22 protein-coding genes are annotated in these 19597 nt (G+C 63.4%); 15 read left to right on the forward strand and 7 right to left on the reverse strand.

What is annotated here, in order from left to right; all coding sequences use genetic code 11:
* The first annotated feature begins 130 nt into the window (after positions 1 to 130).
* Positions 131 to 640 (forward strand): universal stress protein, encoded by a 510-nt coding sequence (locus tag JYK05_RS05940; RefSeq protein ID WP_175940227.1) that lies wholly within the window; start codon positions 131 to 133, stop codon positions 638 to 640.
* 24 nt (positions 641 to 664) lie between these two features.
* Here the strand turns inward: JYK05_RS05940 and JYK05_RS05945 are convergent, their stop codons facing one another.
* The 3 genes from JYK05_RS05945 to lexA all read right to left on the reverse strand — a co-directional run bounded on the left by JYK05_RS05945 (position 665) and on the right by lexA (position 2471).
* Complete coding sequence (locus JYK05_RS05945; protein ID WP_206468081.1) at positions 665 to 1246, reverse strand: DUF2939 domain-containing protein; 582 nt, start codon at positions 1244 to 1246, stop codon at positions 665 to 667.
* 80 nt (positions 1247 to 1326) lie between these two features.
* Positions 1327 to 1662 (reverse strand): hypothetical protein, encoded by a 336-nt coding sequence (locus tag JYK05_RS05950; RefSeq protein ID WP_206468226.1) that lies wholly within the window; start codon positions 1660 to 1662, stop codon positions 1327 to 1329.
* A gap of 140 nt (positions 1663 to 1802) precedes the next feature.
* Entirely contained in the window at positions 1803 to 2471 is a 669-nt protein-coding gene (lexA, locus tag JYK05_RS05955; RefSeq protein WP_175940229.1) for a transcriptional repressor LexA, read from the reverse strand.
* 248 nt (positions 2472 to 2719) lie between these two features.
* On the opposite strand from lexA, the gene JYK05_RS05960 reads away from it, so the two are divergent.
* From JYK05_RS05960 to JYK05_RS05985, 6 genes are all read left to right on the forward strand, one after another.
* Positions 2720 to 3766: a sulfate ABC transporter substrate-binding protein gene (locus JYK05_RS05960; protein WP_206468082.1), complete on the forward strand. Its 1047-nt coding sequence runs from the start codon at positions 2720 to 2722 to the stop codon at positions 3764 to 3766.
* Between the two features lie 115 nt (positions 3767 to 3881).
* On the forward strand, positions 3882 to 4775 hold the full coding sequence (cysT, locus tag JYK05_RS05965; protein WP_206468083.1) for a sulfate ABC transporter permease subunit CysT: 894 nt from the start codon (positions 3882 to 3884) through the stop codon (positions 4773 to 4775).
* Positions 4772 to 5674 carry a sulfate ABC transporter permease subunit CysW gene (cysW, locus tag JYK05_RS05970; protein WP_206468084.1) on the forward strand — a complete coding sequence of 301 codons (903 nt, stop codon included), beginning with the start codon at positions 4772 to 4774 and terminating at the stop codon, positions 5672 to 5674. Before cysT ends, cysW begins: the two co-directional genes overlap by 4 nt.
* A gap of 15 nt (positions 5675 to 5689) precedes the next feature.
* The gene (locus JYK05_RS05975) at positions 5690 to 6760 is read left to right on the forward strand and encodes a sulfate/molybdate ABC transporter ATP-binding protein (RefSeq protein ID WP_175940233.1); all 1071 of its coding nucleotides are present in this window, start codon (positions 5690 to 5692) and stop codon (positions 6758 to 6760) included.
* Between the two features lie 39 nt (positions 6761 to 6799).
* On the forward strand, positions 6800 to 7726 hold the full coding sequence (locus tag JYK05_RS05980; RefSeq protein ID WP_206468085.1) for a CysB family HTH-type transcriptional regulator: 927 nt from the start codon (positions 6800 to 6802) through the stop codon (positions 7724 to 7726).
* A 33-nt stretch (positions 7727 to 7759) separates the two neighbouring features.
* Positions 7760 to 8761 carry an asparaginase gene (locus JYK05_RS05985; RefSeq protein WP_206468086.1) on the forward strand — a complete coding sequence of 334 codons (1002 nt, stop codon included), beginning with the start codon at positions 7760 to 7762 and terminating at the stop codon, positions 8759 to 8761.
* 163 nt (positions 8762 to 8924) lie between these two features.
* Here JYK05_RS05985 and JYK05_RS05990 read toward each other — a convergent pair whose 3' ends face one another.
* Genes JYK05_RS05990 through gcl form a run of 3 tightly spaced genes read right to left on the reverse strand, consistent with a single transcriptional unit; the run spans position 8925 to position 12482 of the window.
* Positions 8925 to 9833, reverse strand: coding sequence for a 2-hydroxy-3-oxopropionate reductase (locus JYK05_RS05990; RefSeq protein ID WP_175940236.1), 909 nt, complete (start codon positions 9831 to 9833; stop codon positions 8925 to 8927).
* Positions 9834 to 9861: 28 nt separating this feature from the next.
* The gene (hyi, locus tag JYK05_RS05995; RefSeq protein WP_206468087.1) at positions 9862 to 10662 is read right to left on the reverse strand and encodes a hydroxypyruvate isomerase; all 801 of its coding nucleotides are present in this window, start codon (positions 10660 to 10662) and stop codon (positions 9862 to 9864) included.
* Between the two features lie 44 nt (positions 10663 to 10706).
* On the reverse strand, positions 10707 to 12482 hold the full coding sequence (gene gcl, locus JYK05_RS06000; protein ID WP_206468088.1) for a glyoxylate carboligase: 1776 nt from the start codon (positions 12480 to 12482) through the stop codon (positions 10707 to 10709).
* Between the two features lie 171 nt (positions 12483 to 12653).
* On the opposite strand from gcl, the gene JYK05_RS06005 reads away from it, so the two are divergent.
* From JYK05_RS06005 to JYK05_RS06040, 8 genes are all read left to right on the forward strand, one after another.
* Positions 12654 to 13616, forward strand: a complete 963-nt coding sequence (locus JYK05_RS06005; RefSeq protein WP_206468089.1) for a LysR family transcriptional regulator — start codon at positions 12654 to 12656, stop codon at positions 13614 to 13616.
* A 142-nt stretch (positions 13617 to 13758) separates the two neighbouring features.
* Complete coding sequence (rpsF, locus tag JYK05_RS06010) at positions 13759 to 14130, forward strand: 30S ribosomal protein S6 (RefSeq protein WP_061117413.1); 372 nt, start codon at positions 13759 to 13761, stop codon at positions 14128 to 14130.
* Positions 14131 to 14175: 45 nt separating this feature from the next.
* A complete protein-coding gene (priB, locus tag JYK05_RS06015) occupies positions 14176 to 14475 on the forward strand; it encodes a primosomal replication protein N (protein ID WP_159836079.1) in 300 nt (99 codons plus the stop codon).
* A 2-nt stretch (positions 14476 to 14477) separates the two neighbouring features.
* Positions 14478 to 14753 carry a 30S ribosomal protein S18 gene (gene rpsR, locus JYK05_RS06020; protein ID WP_007000150.1) on the forward strand — a complete coding sequence of 92 codons (276 nt, stop codon included), beginning with the start codon at positions 14478 to 14480 and terminating at the stop codon, positions 14751 to 14753.
* Between the two features lie 28 nt (positions 14754 to 14781).
* Entirely contained in the window at positions 14782 to 15237 is a 456-nt protein-coding gene (rplI, locus tag JYK05_RS06025; protein ID WP_175940240.1) for a 50S ribosomal protein L9, read from the forward strand.
* A 122-nt stretch (positions 15238 to 15359) separates the two neighbouring features.
* A complete protein-coding gene (locus tag JYK05_RS06030; RefSeq protein ID WP_175940241.1) occupies positions 15360 to 16748 on the forward strand; it encodes a replicative DNA helicase in 1389 nt (462 codons plus the stop codon).
* Between the two features lie 138 nt (positions 16749 to 16886).
* Positions 16887 to 17513 carry a DUF47 domain-containing protein gene (locus JYK05_RS06035; protein ID WP_175940242.1) on the forward strand — a complete coding sequence of 209 codons (627 nt, stop codon included), beginning with the start codon at positions 16887 to 16889 and terminating at the stop codon, positions 17511 to 17513.
* 102 nt (positions 17514 to 17615) lie between these two features.
* Positions 17616 to 18626 carry an inorganic phosphate transporter gene (locus tag JYK05_RS06040; protein WP_175940243.1) on the forward strand — a complete coding sequence of 337 codons (1011 nt, stop codon included), beginning with the start codon at positions 17616 to 17618 and terminating at the stop codon, positions 18624 to 18626.
* Positions 18627 to 18675: 49 nt separating this feature from the next.
* Here JYK05_RS06040 and JYK05_RS06045 read toward each other — a convergent pair whose 3' ends face one another.
* Positions 18676 to 19482 carry an SDR family oxidoreductase gene (locus tag JYK05_RS06045; RefSeq protein WP_175940244.1) on the reverse strand — a complete coding sequence of 269 codons (807 nt, stop codon included), beginning with the start codon at positions 19480 to 19482 and terminating at the stop codon, positions 18676 to 18678.
* Positions 19483 to 19597 lie beyond the last annotated feature (115 nt).

Here is a 19597-nt window from a genome sequence, read left to right on the forward strand (position 1 = left end):
CGAGTCCAACGTGGCGCGGATTCGGCGCGCTATTGCGTGAAGTTAGCGTTTTCCATCGTTGCCACGTCCGGCGCGGCACAGGATCATGAAGTTACGCCGCAGTCAATTCGCGATGCGGCAGGGAGGCATCATGACAAGCTATAGAAAGATTCTGCTGTGCTACGACGGCTCCAGAGAGGGCCGCAAAGCGCTGCGCCAGGGCGCGAACCTCGCGCTCGACCTCAACGCGGAAACGCACGTGCTCGCGGTGGTCGACATGCGGTCGAGCATCGCGCAGAGCGCCGGATTGCTGACCGATATGGCCTGCGGGCGCTTCGAAGACGCGGCGCGCGATATCTTGCAGGAAGGCGTCGAGTGGCTGCGCGAACGTGGCCTGTCGGCGCAGGGGCATTTCGCGTTCGGCCATCCGATCGACGAAATCGCGGCGCTGGCCGACAGCCTCAAGGTCGATCTCGTCGTCGTCGGGCACCGCTGCCGGAGCGGACTCGCTCGTTGGTGGATGGGCGCGGGCAACACGCCTTTGCTGGATCGCGTGTCGTGCAGCATTCTGGTTGCCGTCTGTCAGGCAGGCGAATCAGCGGAAGCGGAAGATGCCGCTGCGTATGCCGCGAAGCCTGCGAAGGCCGAAGCGGGCGCGTGAGCGTGGATGGCTGGTGATCGCACGTCAGCCGTTGAGGTCGACGGCGACGAGCTTCCATGACACCAGGCCGCTGCGGTGAAAGATGGCGGAATAGCGGGCGTCGCCTGCGCCGTGCTGGTACGTCACGACGAACGTGTTGATGCCGCGATAGCCGGCCGTCGTCTGCGGCGGTTGCGGAGCCGGATTGGACGGGCTCACGGACGCCGACGCGTTTGCATCGGCCTGGCCGGCCGCGGGCGGACGTTCGCCGGGATTGCCGCGCGGCGGTATGCCGTTCAGAATGGCGGCGACTCCGTCCGGCGTCGCGTATGAATCCACGAGCGGGCCGACCAGCGCCGCGCCGATCATCGCGCCGATGATCGCGAGCGGGTTGCCGCTCTTCTGCACATCGATGCGCCGCGTGAGCAGCGCGGCGATCTGATCCTTCAAGCTCGCGCGCAACGCGGGGAAATCGACGTATTGGTTGACCGTTTGGGCGTCGCGCGCGTCGGCGGCGCGCTTGACGCGGTTCAGCACGATATATGGCGACGCGTAGACGAAGCCGAGCGCCGCGACGAGCAATAGGGCGGCGAGCGTGGCGACAATGAAACGAGCGGTGCGGGACATGCGACAGTCAAGCCTCTAGCGAAGGTCAATGCCGGATTGACCACGCCGCCGCACGACAGATTCCCCAACTCGCCGCCACTTCACGCCACCGTTCCGCCCGTCAGACCGGCGCGCTCTTCGTCGATGCAGCGGTCGATCATGCGCGACACTTCGCCGATCTTGCCGACGAGGATCAGCCGCGACTCGCTTCGGTACACGCGCACGGGAGTGCTCCGCGGCGGCTCCGCGTGAACCGTCTGCGTCAGCGACACGCGCGCGAACGCAGGCTGGCGAGACGGCAGCGCGGGCATGGAATCGAAGAGATCCGGTGCAGCTTCAGCTCGCGAAGGCGCCGCGGCGCCGCAAGGAATCAACGCACGCAGATGACGCAGACGGCCGAACTGGCGAAAGGGCAGCAAACGGGCAAAACGTTCCATCATGACTCTCCAGACGATAGGACGCACCGCGGCATGCCGCGAGCGGCTGCCGTCCGTGCTTGATGTACTCGAAACGCGCCGCGTCGTGCGTGGCGTGAAGAGGCGGGCAGCGATGCTTGAACGGGCGCTGCCGCCGCTGACTAGAACTCGCCCGAGCGGATCAGGCCCACTGCAATGCCTTCCAGCGCGAAGTCTCCGCTGCCCGACCGTACGAAAATGTTCTCGTAGTCCGGGTTCTCCGCGATGAGCTCGACGCCGTCGGGGCGGCGCTTCCAACGCTTGACCGTGACGTCGTCGCCGAGCCGCGCAACGACGATTTGTCCGTCCTTCGCCTCGGTGCGCTTCTGAACGGCGAGCAGGTCGCCGTCCAGAATGCCGGCGTCGCGCATCGACAAGCCGCGCACCTTCAGCAGGTAGTCCGGCTTGCTGGAAAAGAGCGCGGGGTCGCACGCGTAGTGCTGCGAAATATGCTCCTGCGCGAGGATAGGACTGCCCGCCGCCACCCGGCCTACGAGCGGCAACGAGAGCTGCATGATGCTCGCGTGCGGCAAGGTGAACTGGTGCGGAACGTCTTCCGAACGGCCAGCGTCCCCGATCAGCCGGATGCCGCGCGACGAACCCGCCGCCAGTTCGATGACGCCCTTGCGCGCCAGTGCCCGCAGATGCTCTTCCGCAGAGTTAGCGGAGCTGAAGCCAAGCTCAGCGGCAATCTCCGCGCGGGTCGGCGGAAAGCCGGTGCGCTCGATTGCACGCTGGAGCAGTTCGAAGACCTGCTGCTGACGCGCGGTAAGTTTTGAGGTTCTGGTCACTGGCTCGGGCCTCTCGTGCACTGTATGGATCAACAGATGACTGTATTTTTATACAGTATTCGGCGCTTTTCAAGCATTACTTTAAGTTCGGCTCGAAACCGCAACACGCTCCGACGTTCGCCCGCCCGCAACGGCCGGCGACCCGCTTTAGCAGCTTTCGATATAAAAGACTGAAAAACGATTATTTCTGTTCATATAGGCCCGCCGATAGACTGATTCCGTCAATTGGATAAGACGGAGAACGGGGAATGCAAAGCACGAAAGCGGGATTGGGGACCAGGGCACGCAAAGCGCTGACCGCGCTGGCGCTGACGGCGGCGGGCATCGGCGCGATGGTCGCGGCGAGCACGCAAGCCCACGCGCAGACGTCGTTTCTAAATGTGTCGTACGACCCGACGCGCGAGCTGTATCAGGACTTCAATCAGGCATTCGCCAAGAAGTGGAAGGCGGAAACCGGCGAGACCGTCACGTTCAAGCAGTCGCACGGCGGCTCCGGCGGACAGGCGCGCGCGGTCATCGACGGCCTGCAGGCGGACGTCGTCACGCTTGCGCTCGCGTACGACATCGACGCGCTCGCGGGCAAGGGACTCGTCGCTGCGGACTGGCAGAAGCGGCTGCCGGATAACGCCTCGCCGTACACGTCGACGATCGTTTTCCTCGTGCGCAAGGGCAACCCGAAGCACATCAAGGACTGGGACGACCTCACGAAGCCGGGCGTCTCCATCGTCACGCCGAACCCGAAAACGTCGGGCGGGGCGCGCTGGAACTATCTCGCCGCATGGGCCTACGCGCAGCACAAGCCGGGCGGCAACGAGCAAACCGCGAAGGACTTCGTCGCGAAGCTGTACAAGAACGCGGGCGTGCTCGATTCCGGCGCGCGCGGCGCCACGACGAGCTTCGTGCAGCGCGGCCAGGGCGACGTGCTGATCGCGTGGGAGAACGAGGCGTTTCTGTCGTTGAAGGAGTTCGGTCCGGACAAGTTCGAGATCGTGGTGCCTTCTGTGAGCATTCTGGCCGAGCCGCCGGTCGCGGTGGTCGACAAGGTCGTCGACAAGCATGGCACGCGCAAGCTCGCTGAGGCGTATCTGAAGTATCTGTATAGCGACGAAGGCCAGCAGATTGCCGCGCGCAATTTCTATCGTCCGCGCTCGGACAAGGTGCCGGCCGACCTCACGAAGCAGTTCCCGAAGATCAAGCTCTACACCATCGACGACACGTTCGGCGGCTGGACCAAGGCGCAGAAGACGCATTTCGCGGATGGCGGCGTTTTCGACTCGATCTATCAACCGCAGTAACCGCGACAAGCGACACGCGAGAAGCAAGCCGAAGCGGCGCGCCATGACGCCGCCGGTCATATAAGCATTTGATGACACGCGCTCCCCGGCGCACTGGAACAGGACGAAAGCAAGGATGACGACTTTCACTTTGCGCAAGCCGAGCGCGCTACCGGGCTTCGGCCTGACGCTCGGCATCACGCTCGCGTATCTGAGCCTCGTGGTGTTGATACCGCTCGCCGCCACGTTCGCGAAGACGGCGACGCTCGACTGGGCGCAGTTCGTCCGCGCGGTGACATCGCCGCGCGTATTGGCGTCGTATCGGCTGACCTTCGGCGCGGCGCTCGGCGGAGCGCTCATCAACGCGGTGTTCGGCTTTCTCGTCGCGTGGGTGCTCGTGCGCTATACCTTTCCGATGAAGCGCATCGTGGATGCCATCGTCGATTTGCCGTTCGCGCTGCCAACCTCCGTCGCGGGCATCTCGCTCGCGGCCGTGTATGCGGGCAACGGCTGGATCGGGCAGTTTCTCGCGCCGCTCGGCGTCAAGGTCGCGTTCACGCCGCTCGGCGTGCTGGTCGCGCTGACGTTCATCGGCTTGCCGTTCGTCGTGCGCACGGTGCAGCCGGTGCTGGAAGACTTCGAGCGCGAGCAGGAAGAAGCCGCCGCGTGCCTCGGCGCGACGCGCTGGCTGACGTTTCGCCGCGTCGTGTTGCCGTCGCTTTTCCCGGCGCTGTTGACGGGCTTCGCGCTGGCGTTCGCGCGCGCGCTCGGCGAATACGGCTCGGTGATTTTCATCGCGGGCAACGTGCCGATGAAGTCGGAAATTACGTCGCTTCTCATCATCACGAAGCTCGAACAATACGACTATGCGGGCGCCACGGCGCTCGCCGTCGTCATGCTGTGCGTGTCGTTTCTGATGCTGCTCCTCATCAACACGCTGCAATGGTTCCTGCAACGGCGCACGAGCCGCACGGGCGCGATCCCTGCGCACGCCGCGCAGCCTGTTGCCGCGCAAGGGAGCCACGCATGAGCACGCCCGATACGAAAGCCATCGCGATGAACACCGCTGCGCCACGCGATGCCCGCACGCTCGATCCCGTCACCGAACCGCGCGCGGTGCGCTGGCTGCTCACGGGCATCGCGCTGCTGTTCCTCGCGCTCTTTCTCGTGGTGCCGCTCGTCGCCGTGTTCGCGCAAGCGTTCGCAAAGGGCATCGACTATTACTTCGAGTCGCTGAAAGACCCGGACGCGTGGTCCGCCATCAAGCTCACGTTGACGACGGCGGCGATTGCCGTGCCGCTCAACGTCGTGTTTGGCCTCGCGGCGTCGTGGGCGATCGCGAAGTTCGACTTCCGCGGCAAGGCGCTCTTGACCACGCTCATCGACTTGCCGTTCTCGGTTTCGCCCGTGATTTCCGGCCTGATCTACGTGCTGATGTTCGGCGCGCAAGGCTGGTTCGGTCCGTGGCTCGCGGCGCACGACGTGCAGATCCTCTTCGCGGTGCCGGGCATCGTGCTCGCGACGATCTTCGTGACGTTCCCGTTCGTCGCGCGCGAACTGATTCCGCTGATGCAGGCGCAAGGCAACGACGAGGAAGAAGCCGCGCATGTGCTAGGCGCGTCGGGCTGGCAGATTTTTCGCCGCGTGACGCTGCCGAACGTGAAGTGGGGCCTGCTGTATGGCGTGATTCTCTGCAATGCACGCGCGATGGGCGAATTCGGCGCGGTGTCGGTGGTATCGGGCCATATTCGCGGACAAACCGACACCATGCCGCTGCACGTCGAGATCCTCTATAACGAATACAACTTCTCGGCCGCGTTCGCCGTCGCCTCGCTGCTCGCGTTGCTTGCGCTCGTGACGCTCGGACTCAAGCTCGTCGCGGAACGCCGCATGTCGCAATCGCTCGCCGATGCAGGCGCCACGAACTAAGGCAAAGGACACATCATGAGCATCATCGTTCGCAATCTGCAAAAGCGCTTCGGCGATTTCACCGCGCTCGACAACGTCACCCTCGACTTTCCCGCGGGCGAGCTCGTCGCGCTGCTCGGGCCGTCGGGATGCGGCAAGACCACGCTGCTGCGCGTGATCGCGGGCCTCGAATATGCCGATGCCGGTCAGGTCGTGCTAAACGGCGAGGACGTCGCGCAGGTGGGCGCGCGCGACCGGCAAGTGGGCTTCGTCTTCCAGCATTACGCGCTGTTCCGCCACATGACGGTGTTCGAAAACGTGGCGTTCGGTCTGCGCGTGAAGCCGCGCCGCGAGCGTCCGTCGGAAGCCGTGATCCGCGAGAAAGTGCACGAATTGCTCAAGCTCGTGCAACTGGACTGGCTCGCGCAGCGGTTTCCTTCGGAGCTTTCGGGCGGGCAGCGACAACGCATCGCGCTCGCGCGAGCACTCGCTGTCGAACCGAAAGTGCTGTTGCTCGACGAGCCGTTCGGCGCGCTCGATGCGAAGGTGCGCAAGGAACTGCGAAGCTGGCTGCGACGCCTGCACGACGATCTGCATATCTCCACGCTCTTCGTCACGCACGACCAGGAAGAGGCGCTCGAAGTGGCGGATCGCATCGTCGTGATGAATCATGGCCGCGTGGAGCAGGTCGGCAGCCCGCAGGATGTGTACGATCATCCGCAGACATCGTTCGTCTATGAATTCCTCGGCGCGGCGAATCGCCTTCAGGGTCATGTCGATGCGGGCGGCTTCGTCGCGGATGGCGCGGCGCAAGCCATCGCCGCGCAAGCGCACTTCAGCGGCCGCGCGCTCGCTTACGTCCGGCCGCACGACCTCGCGCTGTACCGCGCCGACGATGCCGCGGGTCTCGCGCATCGCGACGGTATCGTGGTCGGCGTGCGGCGCGTGGTGACGCTCGGCGGCTCGGTGCGTGTGGAACTGGAAGGCGACGCGGGCGGCGTGCTCGAAGCAGAACTGGATCGGGAAGCGTGGCGCGCGCTGAAGCTCGATATCGGCGATGGCGTGCGCGCCGTGCCGCGTGCGCTGCGCGTCTTTCCCGCGCAATGAGACATCCATAAAACGGCAGCAAGACAAGAGAGGCGAACCATGAACTTCCAGCAACTGCGCTTCGTGCGCGAGGCCGTGCGTCAGAACATGAATCTGACGGAAGTCGCGAACGTGCTGTACACGTCGCAGTCGGGCGTGTCCAAGCAGATCAAGGATCTCGAAGACGAACTGGGCGTCGATATCTTCATTCGGCGCGGCAAGCGGCTCACCGGCCTGACCGAGCCGGGCAAGCAGGTGCATCAACTGATCGAGCGCATGTTGCTCGATGCGGAAAACCTGCGGCGCGTGGCGCGCCAGTTCGCGGATCAGGACAACGGGCATCTCGTGGTCGCCACGACGCACACGCAAGCCCGCTACGCGTTGCCGAAAGTGATCCGTCAGTTCACCGAAATATTTCCGAAGGTGCATCTGGCGCTGCGGCAGGGCAGTCCGCAACAGATCGCGCAGATGATCGTGAACGGCGAGGCGGATATCGGCATCTCGACCGAAGCGCTCGACCGCTATCCCGACATCGTGACGTTTCCGTGCTATTCGTGGCATCACACGGTCGTGGTGCCGAAGGACCATCCGCTCGTGGGGCGTAAAGACATTACGCTGGAGCAGATCGCCGAATATCCGATCGTCACCTACGATCAGGATTTCACAGGGCGTTCGCACGTCGATCAGGCGTTCGCGAGCGCGGGCGCGATGCCCGACATCGTGCTCACCGCCATCGACGCGGACGTGATCAAGACGTATGTGGAACTGGGCATGGGCATCGGCATCGTCGCGGCGATGGCCTATGACGCCAAGCGCGACACCGAACTCGTCGCGCTCGATACGCAACATCTTTTCGAGGCGAGCACCACGCGCGTGGGCTTGCGCAAGGGCGCGTTCCTGCGCGCGTATGCGTACCGGCTTATCGAAATGTTCGCGCCGCAACTCGACGAAGCGCAAATCGCGGCGCAACTGCGCGAAGCGGCCTGAAACGCGCATGCCGGCTGATTTACAATCGCCGGCATGAACACACAGACTCTTCCTCGCATTGCCGTTCTTGCAACGGGCGGCACGATTGCCGGACAGGCCGGTAATGCTGCGTCCACGGCCGGTTATAGGGCGGGCGTCGTCGGCGTCGACAAGCTGCTCGACGCGGTGCCTGCGCTCGCTTCCGTCGCGCGAATTCATGCCGAACAGATCGCGAGCATCGACAGCAAGGACATGAGCCTCGCGCTCTGGACAACGCTCGCCGCGCGCATCAATGAACTCGCCGCGCAGAACGATATCGACGGCATCGTCATCACGCATGGTACCGACACGCTCGAAGAAACGGCGTATTTGCTGCACTTGACCGTGAAGACTTCGAAGCCTGTCGTGCTGACGGCTGCGATGCGGCCATCGACCGCGCTATCCGCCGATGGCCCGCTCAATCTGCTCAATGCGGTGACGGTCGCGGCGTCGAAACAAGCATTGGGGCAGGGCGTGCTCGTCGCGTTCAACAACCAGATCCACAGCGCCCGCGATGTGACGAAGACGAGCACCTATGCCGTCGATGCCTTTCGCTCGCCCGAAACCGGCGTGCTCGGTTTCGTGCAGGACGGCCGCGTGGAATTCCAGCGTACGGTCACGAAACCGCATACGACGGCAAGCGAATTCACCGCGCCGAAGAACTGGCCGATGGTCGAGATCGTCGCGAGCTACGCGGGCGTTTCGCGCGTGGCGATCGATGCGCTGGTCGCGGCGGGCGTGAATGGAATCGTCGTCGCGGGAACGGGCAACGGTTCGATGCACGAGAGCATCGCGGAAGCCCTGAGCGATGCGGTGAAGTCGGGCGTCGCGGTCGTGCGGGCATCGCGCGTCGGCTCCGGACATGTGATGCGCAACGGCGCAGCCAGCGACGATGCGCTCGGCACGATCAGCGCGGGAACGCTGAATCCGTACAAGGCGCGCGTGCTGTTGATGCTGGCGCTATCGGCCGGCGTGGAAGACGCTGCGGCGCTGCAACGCCTCTTCGATACCTACTGAACGCAATCCGACGCGGACACCCGACGGCAAACCGTCTGACCGACCAAGGCTAGCCCGGCGCGCCGCCGGATGCCGCTCTCGGACCCCACTTGCCGCCCTCAGCCCAGAGCGGCATTTGTCCCGCGTGCCCATACGCGGGACGCCCCACGGTTCAGGCGCGAACTTACGCTGCAGCCTTCGCTTGCTGCGGTTCTTCCGCCACCTGGAAGTTCGACATGATTTCGAGCGCGCGCACGAGCGCAGAGTGATCCCACGCTTTGCCGCCATTGGCCGCGCATACGCTGAACAACTGCTGCGCGCTCGCCGTGTGAGGCAGCGCGAGGCCCATCTTGCGCGCGCCGTCGAGCGCGAGGTTCAGGTCCTTTTGATGCAGTTCGATCCGGAAGCCGGGATTGAACGTGCGCTTCGTCATGCGCTCGCCGTGCACTTCGAGAATGCGCGACGATGCGAACCCGCCCATGAGCGCCTTGCGTACGCGCTCCGGATCGGCGCCCGAACGCGACGCGAAAAGCAATGCCTCCGCGACCGCTTCGATGTTCAGCGCGACGATGATCTGATTCGCCACCTTGCAGGTCTGACCCGCGCCGTTGTCGCCGATGAGCGAGATGTTCTTGCCCATCAGTTCGAAGAGCGGCTTCGCGATGTTGAACGACTTTTCCGGGCCGCCCACCATGATCGTGAGCGTCGCTTCGCGCGCGCCGACTTCGCCGCCGGACACGGGCGCATCGAGGTAATCGCAGCCGAGCGCGTTGATCTTCTTCGCGAACTCCTGCGTGTCGAGCGGATTGATCGAGCTCATGTCGATCACGAGCTTGCCCTGGCTCAAGCCGTTGGCCACGCCGTCATCGGCGAACAAGACGTTGGCGACATCGGGCGTGTCGGGCACCATCGTGATGACGATCTCGCTTGCCTGCGCGACGGCCGTCGAGTCCGCGACGACTTTCGTTTGCGCGCGGATATCGTCGGGCACCGGATACTTGCCGTTCACGACGAGCGCGTGACCACCCTTGATGAGGTTGCGCGCCATATGCGCGCCCATGATGCCGAGGCCGATGAAACCGATCGTTGCCATACTGTGTGCTCCTCCTTTGTGTCGTGGTTCAGGCAGCGGCGCGCGCCTTGTCCGTCGCGATCGAGCGCAGCCAGCCGAGGCCCGCTTCGGTGCCCGTGAGCGGCTTGTATTCGCAGCCGATCCAGCCGTCATAGCCGATCGAATCGAGCAGATCGAACAGGAACGCGTAGTTGATTTCGCCGGTGCCGGGTTCGTTGCGGCCGGGGTTGTCGGCAAGCTGAATATGCGCGATCGACGACAGGTTCTTCTTGATCGTCGCGGCCAGCTCGCCTTCCATGCGCTGCATGTGATAGATGTCGTATTGCAGGAAGAGATTGTCGGAGCCGACCGCGCGTATCACGTCGAGTCCTTCGTGCGAACGGTTCAGCGCGAAGCCCGGAATGTCGTATGAATTGCACGGCTCGACGAGCAGACGGATGCCTTCTTGCTTCAACGCGTCGGCGGCGAAACGAAGGTTCTCGATGATCGTTTCGCGCGCCTGTTGCGCCGAGACGCCTGCTGTCGGAATGCCGACGAGGCAGTTCAGTTGCGGCACGTTCAGCGCCTTCGCGTATTCGATCGCGCGCGGCACGCCGTCGCGAAACTCGGCGACGCGGTCCGGCAGACACGCGATTCCGCGCTCGCCTGCTTCCCAGTTACCGGCAGGCAGGTTGTGCAAGACGATCTGCAAGCCGCTGTCCTGCACGCGCGTTTTAAGATCAGCGATCGAATATGGATACGGGAACAGGAATTCGACTGCCTTGAAGCCCGCGTTCGCCGCCGCCGCAAAGCGGTCGAGGAACGGGACTTCGTTGAAGAGCATCGTCAGATTCGCGGCGAATTTCGGCATTGTTCTTTTCCCGATGGTCGGTCAGTGGGTCGTCAGTTGATGCTTCAGTCGAGCGGCGTGACGGCAGTGGGCGCGTCGGCACGGCTCTCGGCGAGCTCTTCGAACTCGTTGATGGCGTCGATCTCGGTACCCATCGCGATGTTGGTCACGCGTTCGAGGATCATCTCGACGACGACCGGCACCTGATGTTCCGCCGCGAGCGCCTGTGCCTGCTTCAGCGCACCGGCGATGTCCTCGGGCTTGAACACGCGCAGCGCCTTGCAACCGAGGCCCTCGGCGACTGCGACGTGATCCACGCCGTAGCCTTCGAGTTCCGGCGCGTTGATGTTGTCGAACGCGAGTTGCACGCAGTAGTCCATGTCGAAGCCGCGCTGCGCCTGACGAATGAGACCGAGGTACGAGTTGTTCACGACGACATGCACGTACGGCAGCTTGAACTGCGCGCCGACCGCAAGCTCTTCGATCATGAACTGGAAGTCGTAGTCACCGGAGAGCGCGACGATCTTGCGCTGCGGGTCCGCCGCACGCACGCCGAGCGCAGCGGGAATCGTCCAGCCGAGCGGGCCGGCCTGACCGCAGTTGATCCAGTTGCGCGCCTTGAACACGTGCAGAAACTGCGCACCGGCGATCTGCGAAAGACCGATCGTCGTCACGAAGCACGTGTCGCGGTCGAACGCCAGATTCATCTCTTCATAGACGCGCTGCGGCTTCATCGGCACGTTGTCGAAGTGCGTCTTGCGCTGCATCGTGCGCTTGCGCTGCTGGCAGTCCGCGACCCACGCGCTACGGTGCTTCAGCTTGCCCGCGGCCTTCCATTCCTTCGCCACTTCGACGAACAGTTCAAGCGCCGCCTTCGCATCCGAGACGATGCCGAGCTCCGGTCCGAACACGCGGCCAATCTGCGTCGGCTCGATATCGACGTGAACGAACTTGCGGCCCTTCGTGTAGACCTCGACGCTGCCCGTATGCCGGTTCGCCCAGCGATTGCCGATGCCGAGCACGAAGTCCGATGCGAGCATCGTCGCGTTGCCGTAGCGATGCGACGTCTGCAAGCCGACCATGCCGGCCATGAGCGGGTGATCGTCGGGGATGGCGCCCCACGACATCAGCGTCGGGATGACGGGCACGCCCAGCGTTTCGGCGAATTGCACGAGCAGGTCTTCGGCCGCCGCGTTCAGCACGCCGCCGCCCGAGACGATGAGCGGCTTCTCGGCGTCGTTGAGCATCGCGAGCGCCTTTTCGATCTGCGCGCGCGTCGCTTTCGGCTTGTAGACCGGGAGCGGCTCGTAGGTGTCGATGTCGAATTCGATTTCGGCGAGCTGCACGTCGATCGGCAGATCAACCAGCACGGGGCCGGGGCGGCCCGAGCGCATCAGATGAAACGCCTGCTGGAACACGCGCGGCACGAGCGCCGGTTCGCGCACGGTCACGGCCCACTTCGTGACGGGCTTGGCGATCGATTCGATATCGACCGCCTGAAAGTCTTCCTTGTAGAGCCGTGCGCGCGGCGCCTGCCCGGTGATCGCGAGAATCGGAATCGAGTCGGCGGAAGCGGAGTAGAGGCCGGTGATCATGTCCGTGCCCGCCGGCCCCGACGTGCCGATGCATACCCCGATGTTGCCGGGCGCGGCGCGCGTATAACCTTCGGCCATGTGCGACGCGCCTTCGACGTGGCGCGCGAGCACGTGGCTGATGCTGCCCGACTTTTTCATCGCCGAGTAGAACGGGTTGATGGCGGCGCCCGGCACGCCGAACGCGGTATCGATACCTTCCTTTTCCAGCACGAGGACGGCTGCGTCGACGGCTCTCATCTTGGCCATGATTGTCTCCTTCCTTCAGTCTCTTTCCGTTATCGCTGTCTGCATCGAAGCAGGGTTCCGTTGCACTTTAAGATTGTGAAAAAGGTTTGATAAGATCAGTCGGAGTCGCTTTTTCCCAAACAAAAAGTTTCGAATGACGCAGCGGCGCGGCTTGGCACAGGAGACAAGGAAATGGACCGCTTCAAGCAGATCGAGACATTCGTGCGCGTTGCGGAAGCCGGCAGCCTCGCGGCCGCGGCGCTGGAAGAGGGCGTGTCGCCGGTCATTCTCGGACGGCGGATCGACGCGCTCGAAAAGCGTCTCGGCGTCAAGCTGATGTACCGCTCGACGCGGCGGCTCGTCGTCAGCGAAGAGGGCGCGGCGTTCCTCGACCGCTGCAAGAATCTGCTCGCCGAGTGGGATCAGGCGGAAAACGAACTTGCGGCGGGGCGGCGCGCGGTCGGCGGGCATCTGATCGTGTCGGCGCCGGCGGCGTTCGGGCGTATGCACGTCGCGCCGCACGCGCCGGCGTTCCTTGCCGACAAGCCGGAATTGCAGATGTCGTTCAATCTGACCGACCGCGTCGTGGATCTGGTGCGCGAGGGCTACGATTTGTCGATTCGCATCGGCGGCACGGTCGATCCGAACTTCGTCGCGGTGAAGCTGGCGAGCAACCGGCGCGTGGTGTGCGGCACGCCCGCGTATTTCCGCAAGCACGGCAAGCCGAAATCGCTCGACGATCTGCCGAATCACAACTGCCTCGCGTTCAACCTGCAAGGCGGGCAGAACCGCGGCTGGTACTTCCGGCGCAACGGCAAACTCGCGACCGTACGCGTGAGCGGCAACCTCGACTGCAACGACGGGGAATTGCTGCATCGCTGGGTGTCGGAAGGGCTCGGGCTCGGCTGGCGCTCGACGTGGGAGATTCAGCGCCAACTGGCGGCGGGCGAACTGGAAACCGTGCTGGACGAGTACGAGTTGCCCGACTACGACATCCTCGCCGTCTATCCGCAACAACGCTACGTGCCGGCGCGCGTGCGCTACTTCATTGATTATCTTAAGGAAATCTATGCGCAGCCGGGTTATTGGAGCCGCGCGGTCGAGCCGCCCGGCGAAGCGCATCGGCAGACGGATGCACGCGCGCTAAATGATTGAAAAAGCGGCGAAAGTCAGTCGGAAAACTCCGGTTTGGCTTGCCGTCCGACCGCCAAACGTTATATACTCGCTGGCTTCTCACTTGCCGCACCGGTCCGACGCTCGGGCGGCTTCAATCCACAAGTAGCCACAAGGAGTGAATATGCGTCATTACGAAATCGTCTTTATCGTGCATCCCGATCAAAGCGAGCAAGTGCCCGCGATGATCGAGCGTTACAAGAGCACGATCACGTCGCACGGTGGCCAGATCCACCGTATCGAGGACTGGGGCCGCCGCCAACTGGCCTACATGATCGAGAAACTCGCGAAGGCTCACTACGTCTGCATGAACATCGAATGCGACCAGGCGACGCTCGAAGAACTGGAACACGCGTTCAAGTTCAACGATGCCGTTCTGCGCCACCTCATCGTCAAGATGAAGAAGGCCGAAACCGGCCCGTCGCCGATGATGAAGGAAGTGCAGCGCGAAGAAGCCAAGAAGGCGGCCAGCCAGCCGTCCGAAGCGCAGGCTTAAGGACAGTTCAGCACTGTCAAGCCACCAGGGAACCGAAACTCACTCGTGAACCGGCTGCAACTGACAGCGAGCGTCGTGGAACGCGAACCGGTGCGATACACGCCCGCCGGCATTCCGATCGCAAGCTGCACGTTGCAACACGCGGCGGAAGTCGTCGAAGCGGGCATCGCCCGGAAGATCGAACTGACACTGCCCGCGGTCGCCGCCGGAGAAGCGAGCGGCAGGCTGGAAAGCTGTCCGATGGGCGTCGAAACGCGCTTCACCGGCTTTCTGGCGAAGAAAGGCCGTAACTCCCGAACCCTGGTGTTTCACATCACAGAATTGCAGGACATTGGAAAGGACTGAACATGCCCCGCCCGACTGGTAAGAAATTCGACAAGCGTCGTCAGCAACAAAACCCGCTCTTCAAGCGCAAGAAGTTCTGCCGCTTCACGGCAGCCGGCGTCGAGTACATCGACTACAAGGACACGGAAACGCTGAAGGACTTCATCGGCGAAAACGGCAAGATCACGCCGGCTCGTCTGACTGGCACCAAGGCGCACTATCAGCGCCAGCTCGACACGGCAATCAAGCGCGCGCGTTTCCTCGCGCTCCTGCCGTACACCGACCTGCACAAGGCCTAATCAGACGACGCATAAGGAATAGCCAAAAATGCAAATCATTCTTTTGGAAAAGGTCGTCAACCTGGGCAACCTGGGCGACATCGTCAAGGTCAAGGACGGCTACGCACGTAACTTCCTGATCCCCGGCAAGAAGGCTCGCCGCGCGACCAAGGACGCGATCGCCGAATTCGAAGTTCGCCGCGCCGAACTCGAAAAGAACGCCGCTGAAAAGCTGGCTGCAGCGCAAGCTCAAGGCGACAAGCTGAACGGCTTCACGGTTCAGATCTCGCAGAAGGCTGGCGTCGACGGCCGTCTGTTCGGTTCGGTCACGAACGCGGACATCGCCGAAGCACTGAAGTCGCAAGGCTTCGCGGAAGTGGAAAAGGCGCAAGTGCGTCTGCCGCAAGGCCCGCTGAAGATGGTCGGCGACCATCCGGTTCAAGTGGCGCTGCACACGGACGTCGTGGTCGACGTCACGGTGTCGGTGCTTGGCGAACACGCCTAAGTTTCACGCGAGGCTTCGGCTTCGCGAGCAGTAAGAAAGGGCAGGAACCTTCGCGGGTTCCTGCCTTTTTTGTTTGTCCGATCAATACACCGCATGGCCGATTTCGTCGATAATTCCACCCCATGAACGCACCGTCCAAAGATCCGCAACTCGACGCGCTGAAGGTTCCGCCGCACTCGATCGAAGCCGAGCAATCGGTGATCGGCGGCTTGCTGCTGGATAACGCGGCATGGGACCGCATCGCCGACGTGATGTCGCAGAGCGACTTCTATCGCTACGACCATCGCATCATCTACGAGCACATCGGCAAGCTGATCGCCGCGACGCGGCCGGCTGACGTGATCACCGTCTACGAATCGCTGACGATGGCCGGCAAGGCCGAGGAAGTGGGCGGCCTCGCGTATCTGAACGCGCTCGCGCAGAACACGCCGAGCGCGGCGAATATCCGCCGCTATGCGGAAATCGTGCGCGACCGCGCGGTGCTGCGCCGTCTCGTGTCCGTGGCGGATGAAATCTCCGCCGACGCATTCAATCCGCAAGGCAAGGAAGTCCGGCAGATTCTGGACGAAGCCGAAGCGCGCGTGTTCTCGATCGCCGAAGACGGCGCGCGCGGCACGCAGGGCTTCCTCGAAATCGGACCGCTGCTGACGCAGGTCGTCGAGCGCATCGACACGCTTTACCACACGGCGAATCCGAGCGACGTCACCGGCACGCCGACTGGCTTCGTCGATCTCGACCGCATGACCTCGGGCATGCACGGCGGCGAACTGATTATCGTGGCGGGGCGCCCCTCGATGGGTAAGACGGCGTTTTCGATGAACATCGGCGAATACGTGGCCGTCGAGTACGGCTTACCCGTTGCCGTGTTCTCGATGGAAATGCCCGGCACGCAGTTGACCATGCGTATGCTCGGCTCGGTCGGCCGGCTCGATCAGCACCGCATGCGCACGGGCCGTCTCACCGACGAAGACTGGCCGAAGCTCACGCATGCCGTGCAGAAAATGAGCGAGGCGCAGCTTTTCATCGACGAAACCGGTGGCCTCAATCCGATGGAATTGCGCTCGCGGGCGCGGCGCCTGTCGCGCCAGTGCGGCAAGCTCGGGCTGATCATCGTCGACTATTTGCAGCTGATGTCAGGCTCCGGCGGCGGCGAGAACCGCGCAACCGAGATCTCCGAGATCTCGCGTTCGCTGAAGGGGCTCGCGAAGGAACTCGACGTGCCGGTAATCGCGCTGTCGCAGCTCAATCGCGGTCTCGAGCAGCGTCCGAACAAGCGGCCGATCATGTCCGACCTGCGCGAGTCCGGCGCTATCGAGCAGGACGCGGACGTGATCCTCTTCATCTACCGCGACGAGGTGTATAACCCTGACAGTCCGGACAAAGGCACCGCGGAAATCATCATCGGCAAGCAGCGTAACGGTCCCATCGGACCGGTTCGCCTGACGTTCCACGGCCAATACACGAAGTTCGACAACTTCGCCGGCGTTCAGAGCTTCTACGGCGGCGAATAGCCTCGTTCACGCAAGACTGTCAAGCCTTCGATCAGAGCCCCATGCACGCGGCGTCCGAGCGCGGTGCGCGGGGTGCTGGGCGCAGGTACAATATGTCGGTTTGATGTCAGCCTCATTGACCCATCTATCGGGACTTTCATGTTCGGTCGTTTCATGCCCACAGAGGGCAAATTCTTCGAGATTTTTAACGCGCACGCGAAATGCATGGTCGATGCAAGCCGCGAGCTCGAACTGCTGATCGACAACCTCGACGAAGCCGAGGTTCACAAGCAGAACGTCCAGACCAACGAAAAGCGTGCCGACAAGCTCACGCACGAAACCATCGATCTGCTGCACAAGACGTTCATCACGCCGCTCGATCGCGACGAAATCCACAAGCTCATCACGACGATGGACGACATCCTCGACCTGATGGAGGACGTCGCCACAGCCATTTCGCTGTACGACGTGCGCGCGGTGACGTCGGAAGCGAGCCAGCTCGCGCATATCTGCACGGCCACGTGTCTGCGCGTGCAGCAGGCCGTGAGTCTGCTCGAAGACATGAAACGCGCAAGTGAAATTCTCAAGATCTGCGAAGAAATCGACCGCCTGGAGTCGGACGCGGACCGCGTCCTGCGCTCGGCCATGTCGAAGCTCTTCCGCGAGGAAGACGACGTGAAGACGCTCATCAAGCTCAAGGCGATCTACGAGCTTCTGGAGACGATCACCGACAAGTGCGAGGATGTCGCGAACATCATCGAAGGCATCGTGCTGGAAAACGCCTGATCATGCCGCCCGAGCCCGTTCGCGCAGGACTCATCGGATGCGGCGGGCGATGACGACACAGACCGGCCGTCAGTACAGCGCCGGTCAATACCACACCAACTGATGCATTCGATTCAACTCGCTATCTGGGCAGTCGCTACGCTCGTCATGGTCGCACTCGTGTTCGACTTCATGAACGGCTTCCACGACGCCGCCAACTCCATCGCGACGGTCGTTTCAACCGGCGTGCTGAAGCCGCAGCAAGCCGTCGCGTTCGCCGCGGCGTTCAACGTCATCGCGTATTTCATCTTTCACCTGAAAGTCGCCGCGACGGTCGGCAGGGGCACGATCGACCCCGACATCGTCGATCACTACGTCATCTTCGGCGCGCTCGTGGGCGCGATCGGCTGGAACATCGTCACGTGGGTGTACGGCATTCCGTCGAGCTCGTCGCACGCGCTGATCGGCGGGCTCGTCGGCGCCGCGCTCGCAAAGTCGGGCTGGGGCTCGCTGAACTGGGACGGGCTCCTGAAGACGGTCGCGTTCATCTTCATCTCGCCGCTGCTCGGCTTCGTGCTCGGCTCGTTCTTCATGCTGCTGGTGTCGTGGCTGTATTTCCGCACGCCGCCGTCGAAAGTGGACCGGCGTTTCCGGCGGCTGCAATTGCTCTCGGCCGGGCTGTATTCGCTCGGGCACGGCGGCAACGACGCGCAGAAGACCATCGGCATCATCTGGATGCTGCTGATCGCAACCGGCTACGCTTCCGTGGGCTCTGACGCGCCGCCGATCTGGGTGATCGGGCTCTGTTATCTGTCGATGGGGCTCGGCACGCTGTTTGGCGGATGGCGCATCGTGCGCACGATGGGCCAGAAGATCACCAAGCTCAAACCCGTCGGCGGCTTTTGCGCGGAGACGGGCGGGGCGATCACGCTCTTCGTCGCGTCGTTCCTCGGCATTCCCGTTTCCACGACGCACACCATCACCGGCGCGATCGTCGGCGTGGGCGCGACGCAGAAGTTCAGCGCGGTGCGCTGGGGCGTCGCGGGCAATATCGTGTGGGCGTGGATTTTGACGATCCCAGCTTCCTCGGCGCTCGCCGCGGCCGGCTGGTGGCTCGGGCACCGCTTCCTGTAAGCAGTCAACTTTGGCCTGCGGCCCGCGTTAGAAAGCGGGCCGCGGCGCATCAGATGATCGGCGACGACACCCCGTCCATCGGAATGATCGCGCCCGACACATAACTCGCGCGGCGGCTCGCCAGAAAGAGGGCGACGTCGGCGATTTCCTCCGGTTTCGCGTAACGCCCGAGCGGCACCTTGGCCTGACTTTCGGCGAGCACCTGATCGCGCGTGACGCCTTGTCGTTGCGCCTCCAGTTGCAGCGCTTCCTCGACGCGTTCGGTGAGCGTCGCGCCCGGATTGATCGCGTTGATGCGAATGCCGAGCTTCGCGTAGTGATGCGCGAGTCCGACGGTGTTGAGCATCAGCGCCGCGTTGGCCGCGCCGCCCGCGATGTGAATGTCCGTCGCGATCTTGCCGCCCATGCCCACGATGTTGACGATCGCGCCCGGCTCCGCGCCGGGATCGCTGCGCAGGCGCTCGGCCATGCGCTTGAGCACGACCTGTTGCGGATAGACGTACGAGAAGTACTTCGCGTCCATCGCGGCCTTGTAGGCGGCGGCGTCGAGCGTATCGGGGTCGTAGCGGCGGGCGGCGCCTGCGCTGTTGATCAGAATATCGATGGGACCGAGCGCCGCGCTCGCTTCTTCGACCACGTCTTCCGCGCTATGCGCCTCGTGCAGATCGGCGCGCGCGAGGTGGACGTGATGACCGTCGGCCGCCAGTTGTTCGCGCGCACGGGCGAGATTCGCGGCATCGCGCGACACGATGGCGACTTTCGCGCCTTCGCTCGCAAACGCCTTCGCGCACGCAAAGCCGATTCCCTTGCTGCCGCCCGTGATCAACACGACCTTGCCGGCCAGTCCCAGATCCATGATCTTGCGCTCCTATCGGTTCTTTGATGCCGCTGTCGAGGAAGTATCGGACACGATAGCAGAGGACGGCGTGAGTGTCGCATTGCGCGGCTTGGCGTCGCGTCAGTCGGCGCCT

Source organism: Caballeronia sp. M1242, from assembly GCF_017220215.1.
Lineage (GTDB): Bacteria > Pseudomonadota > Gammaproteobacteria > Burkholderiales > Burkholderiaceae > Caballeronia.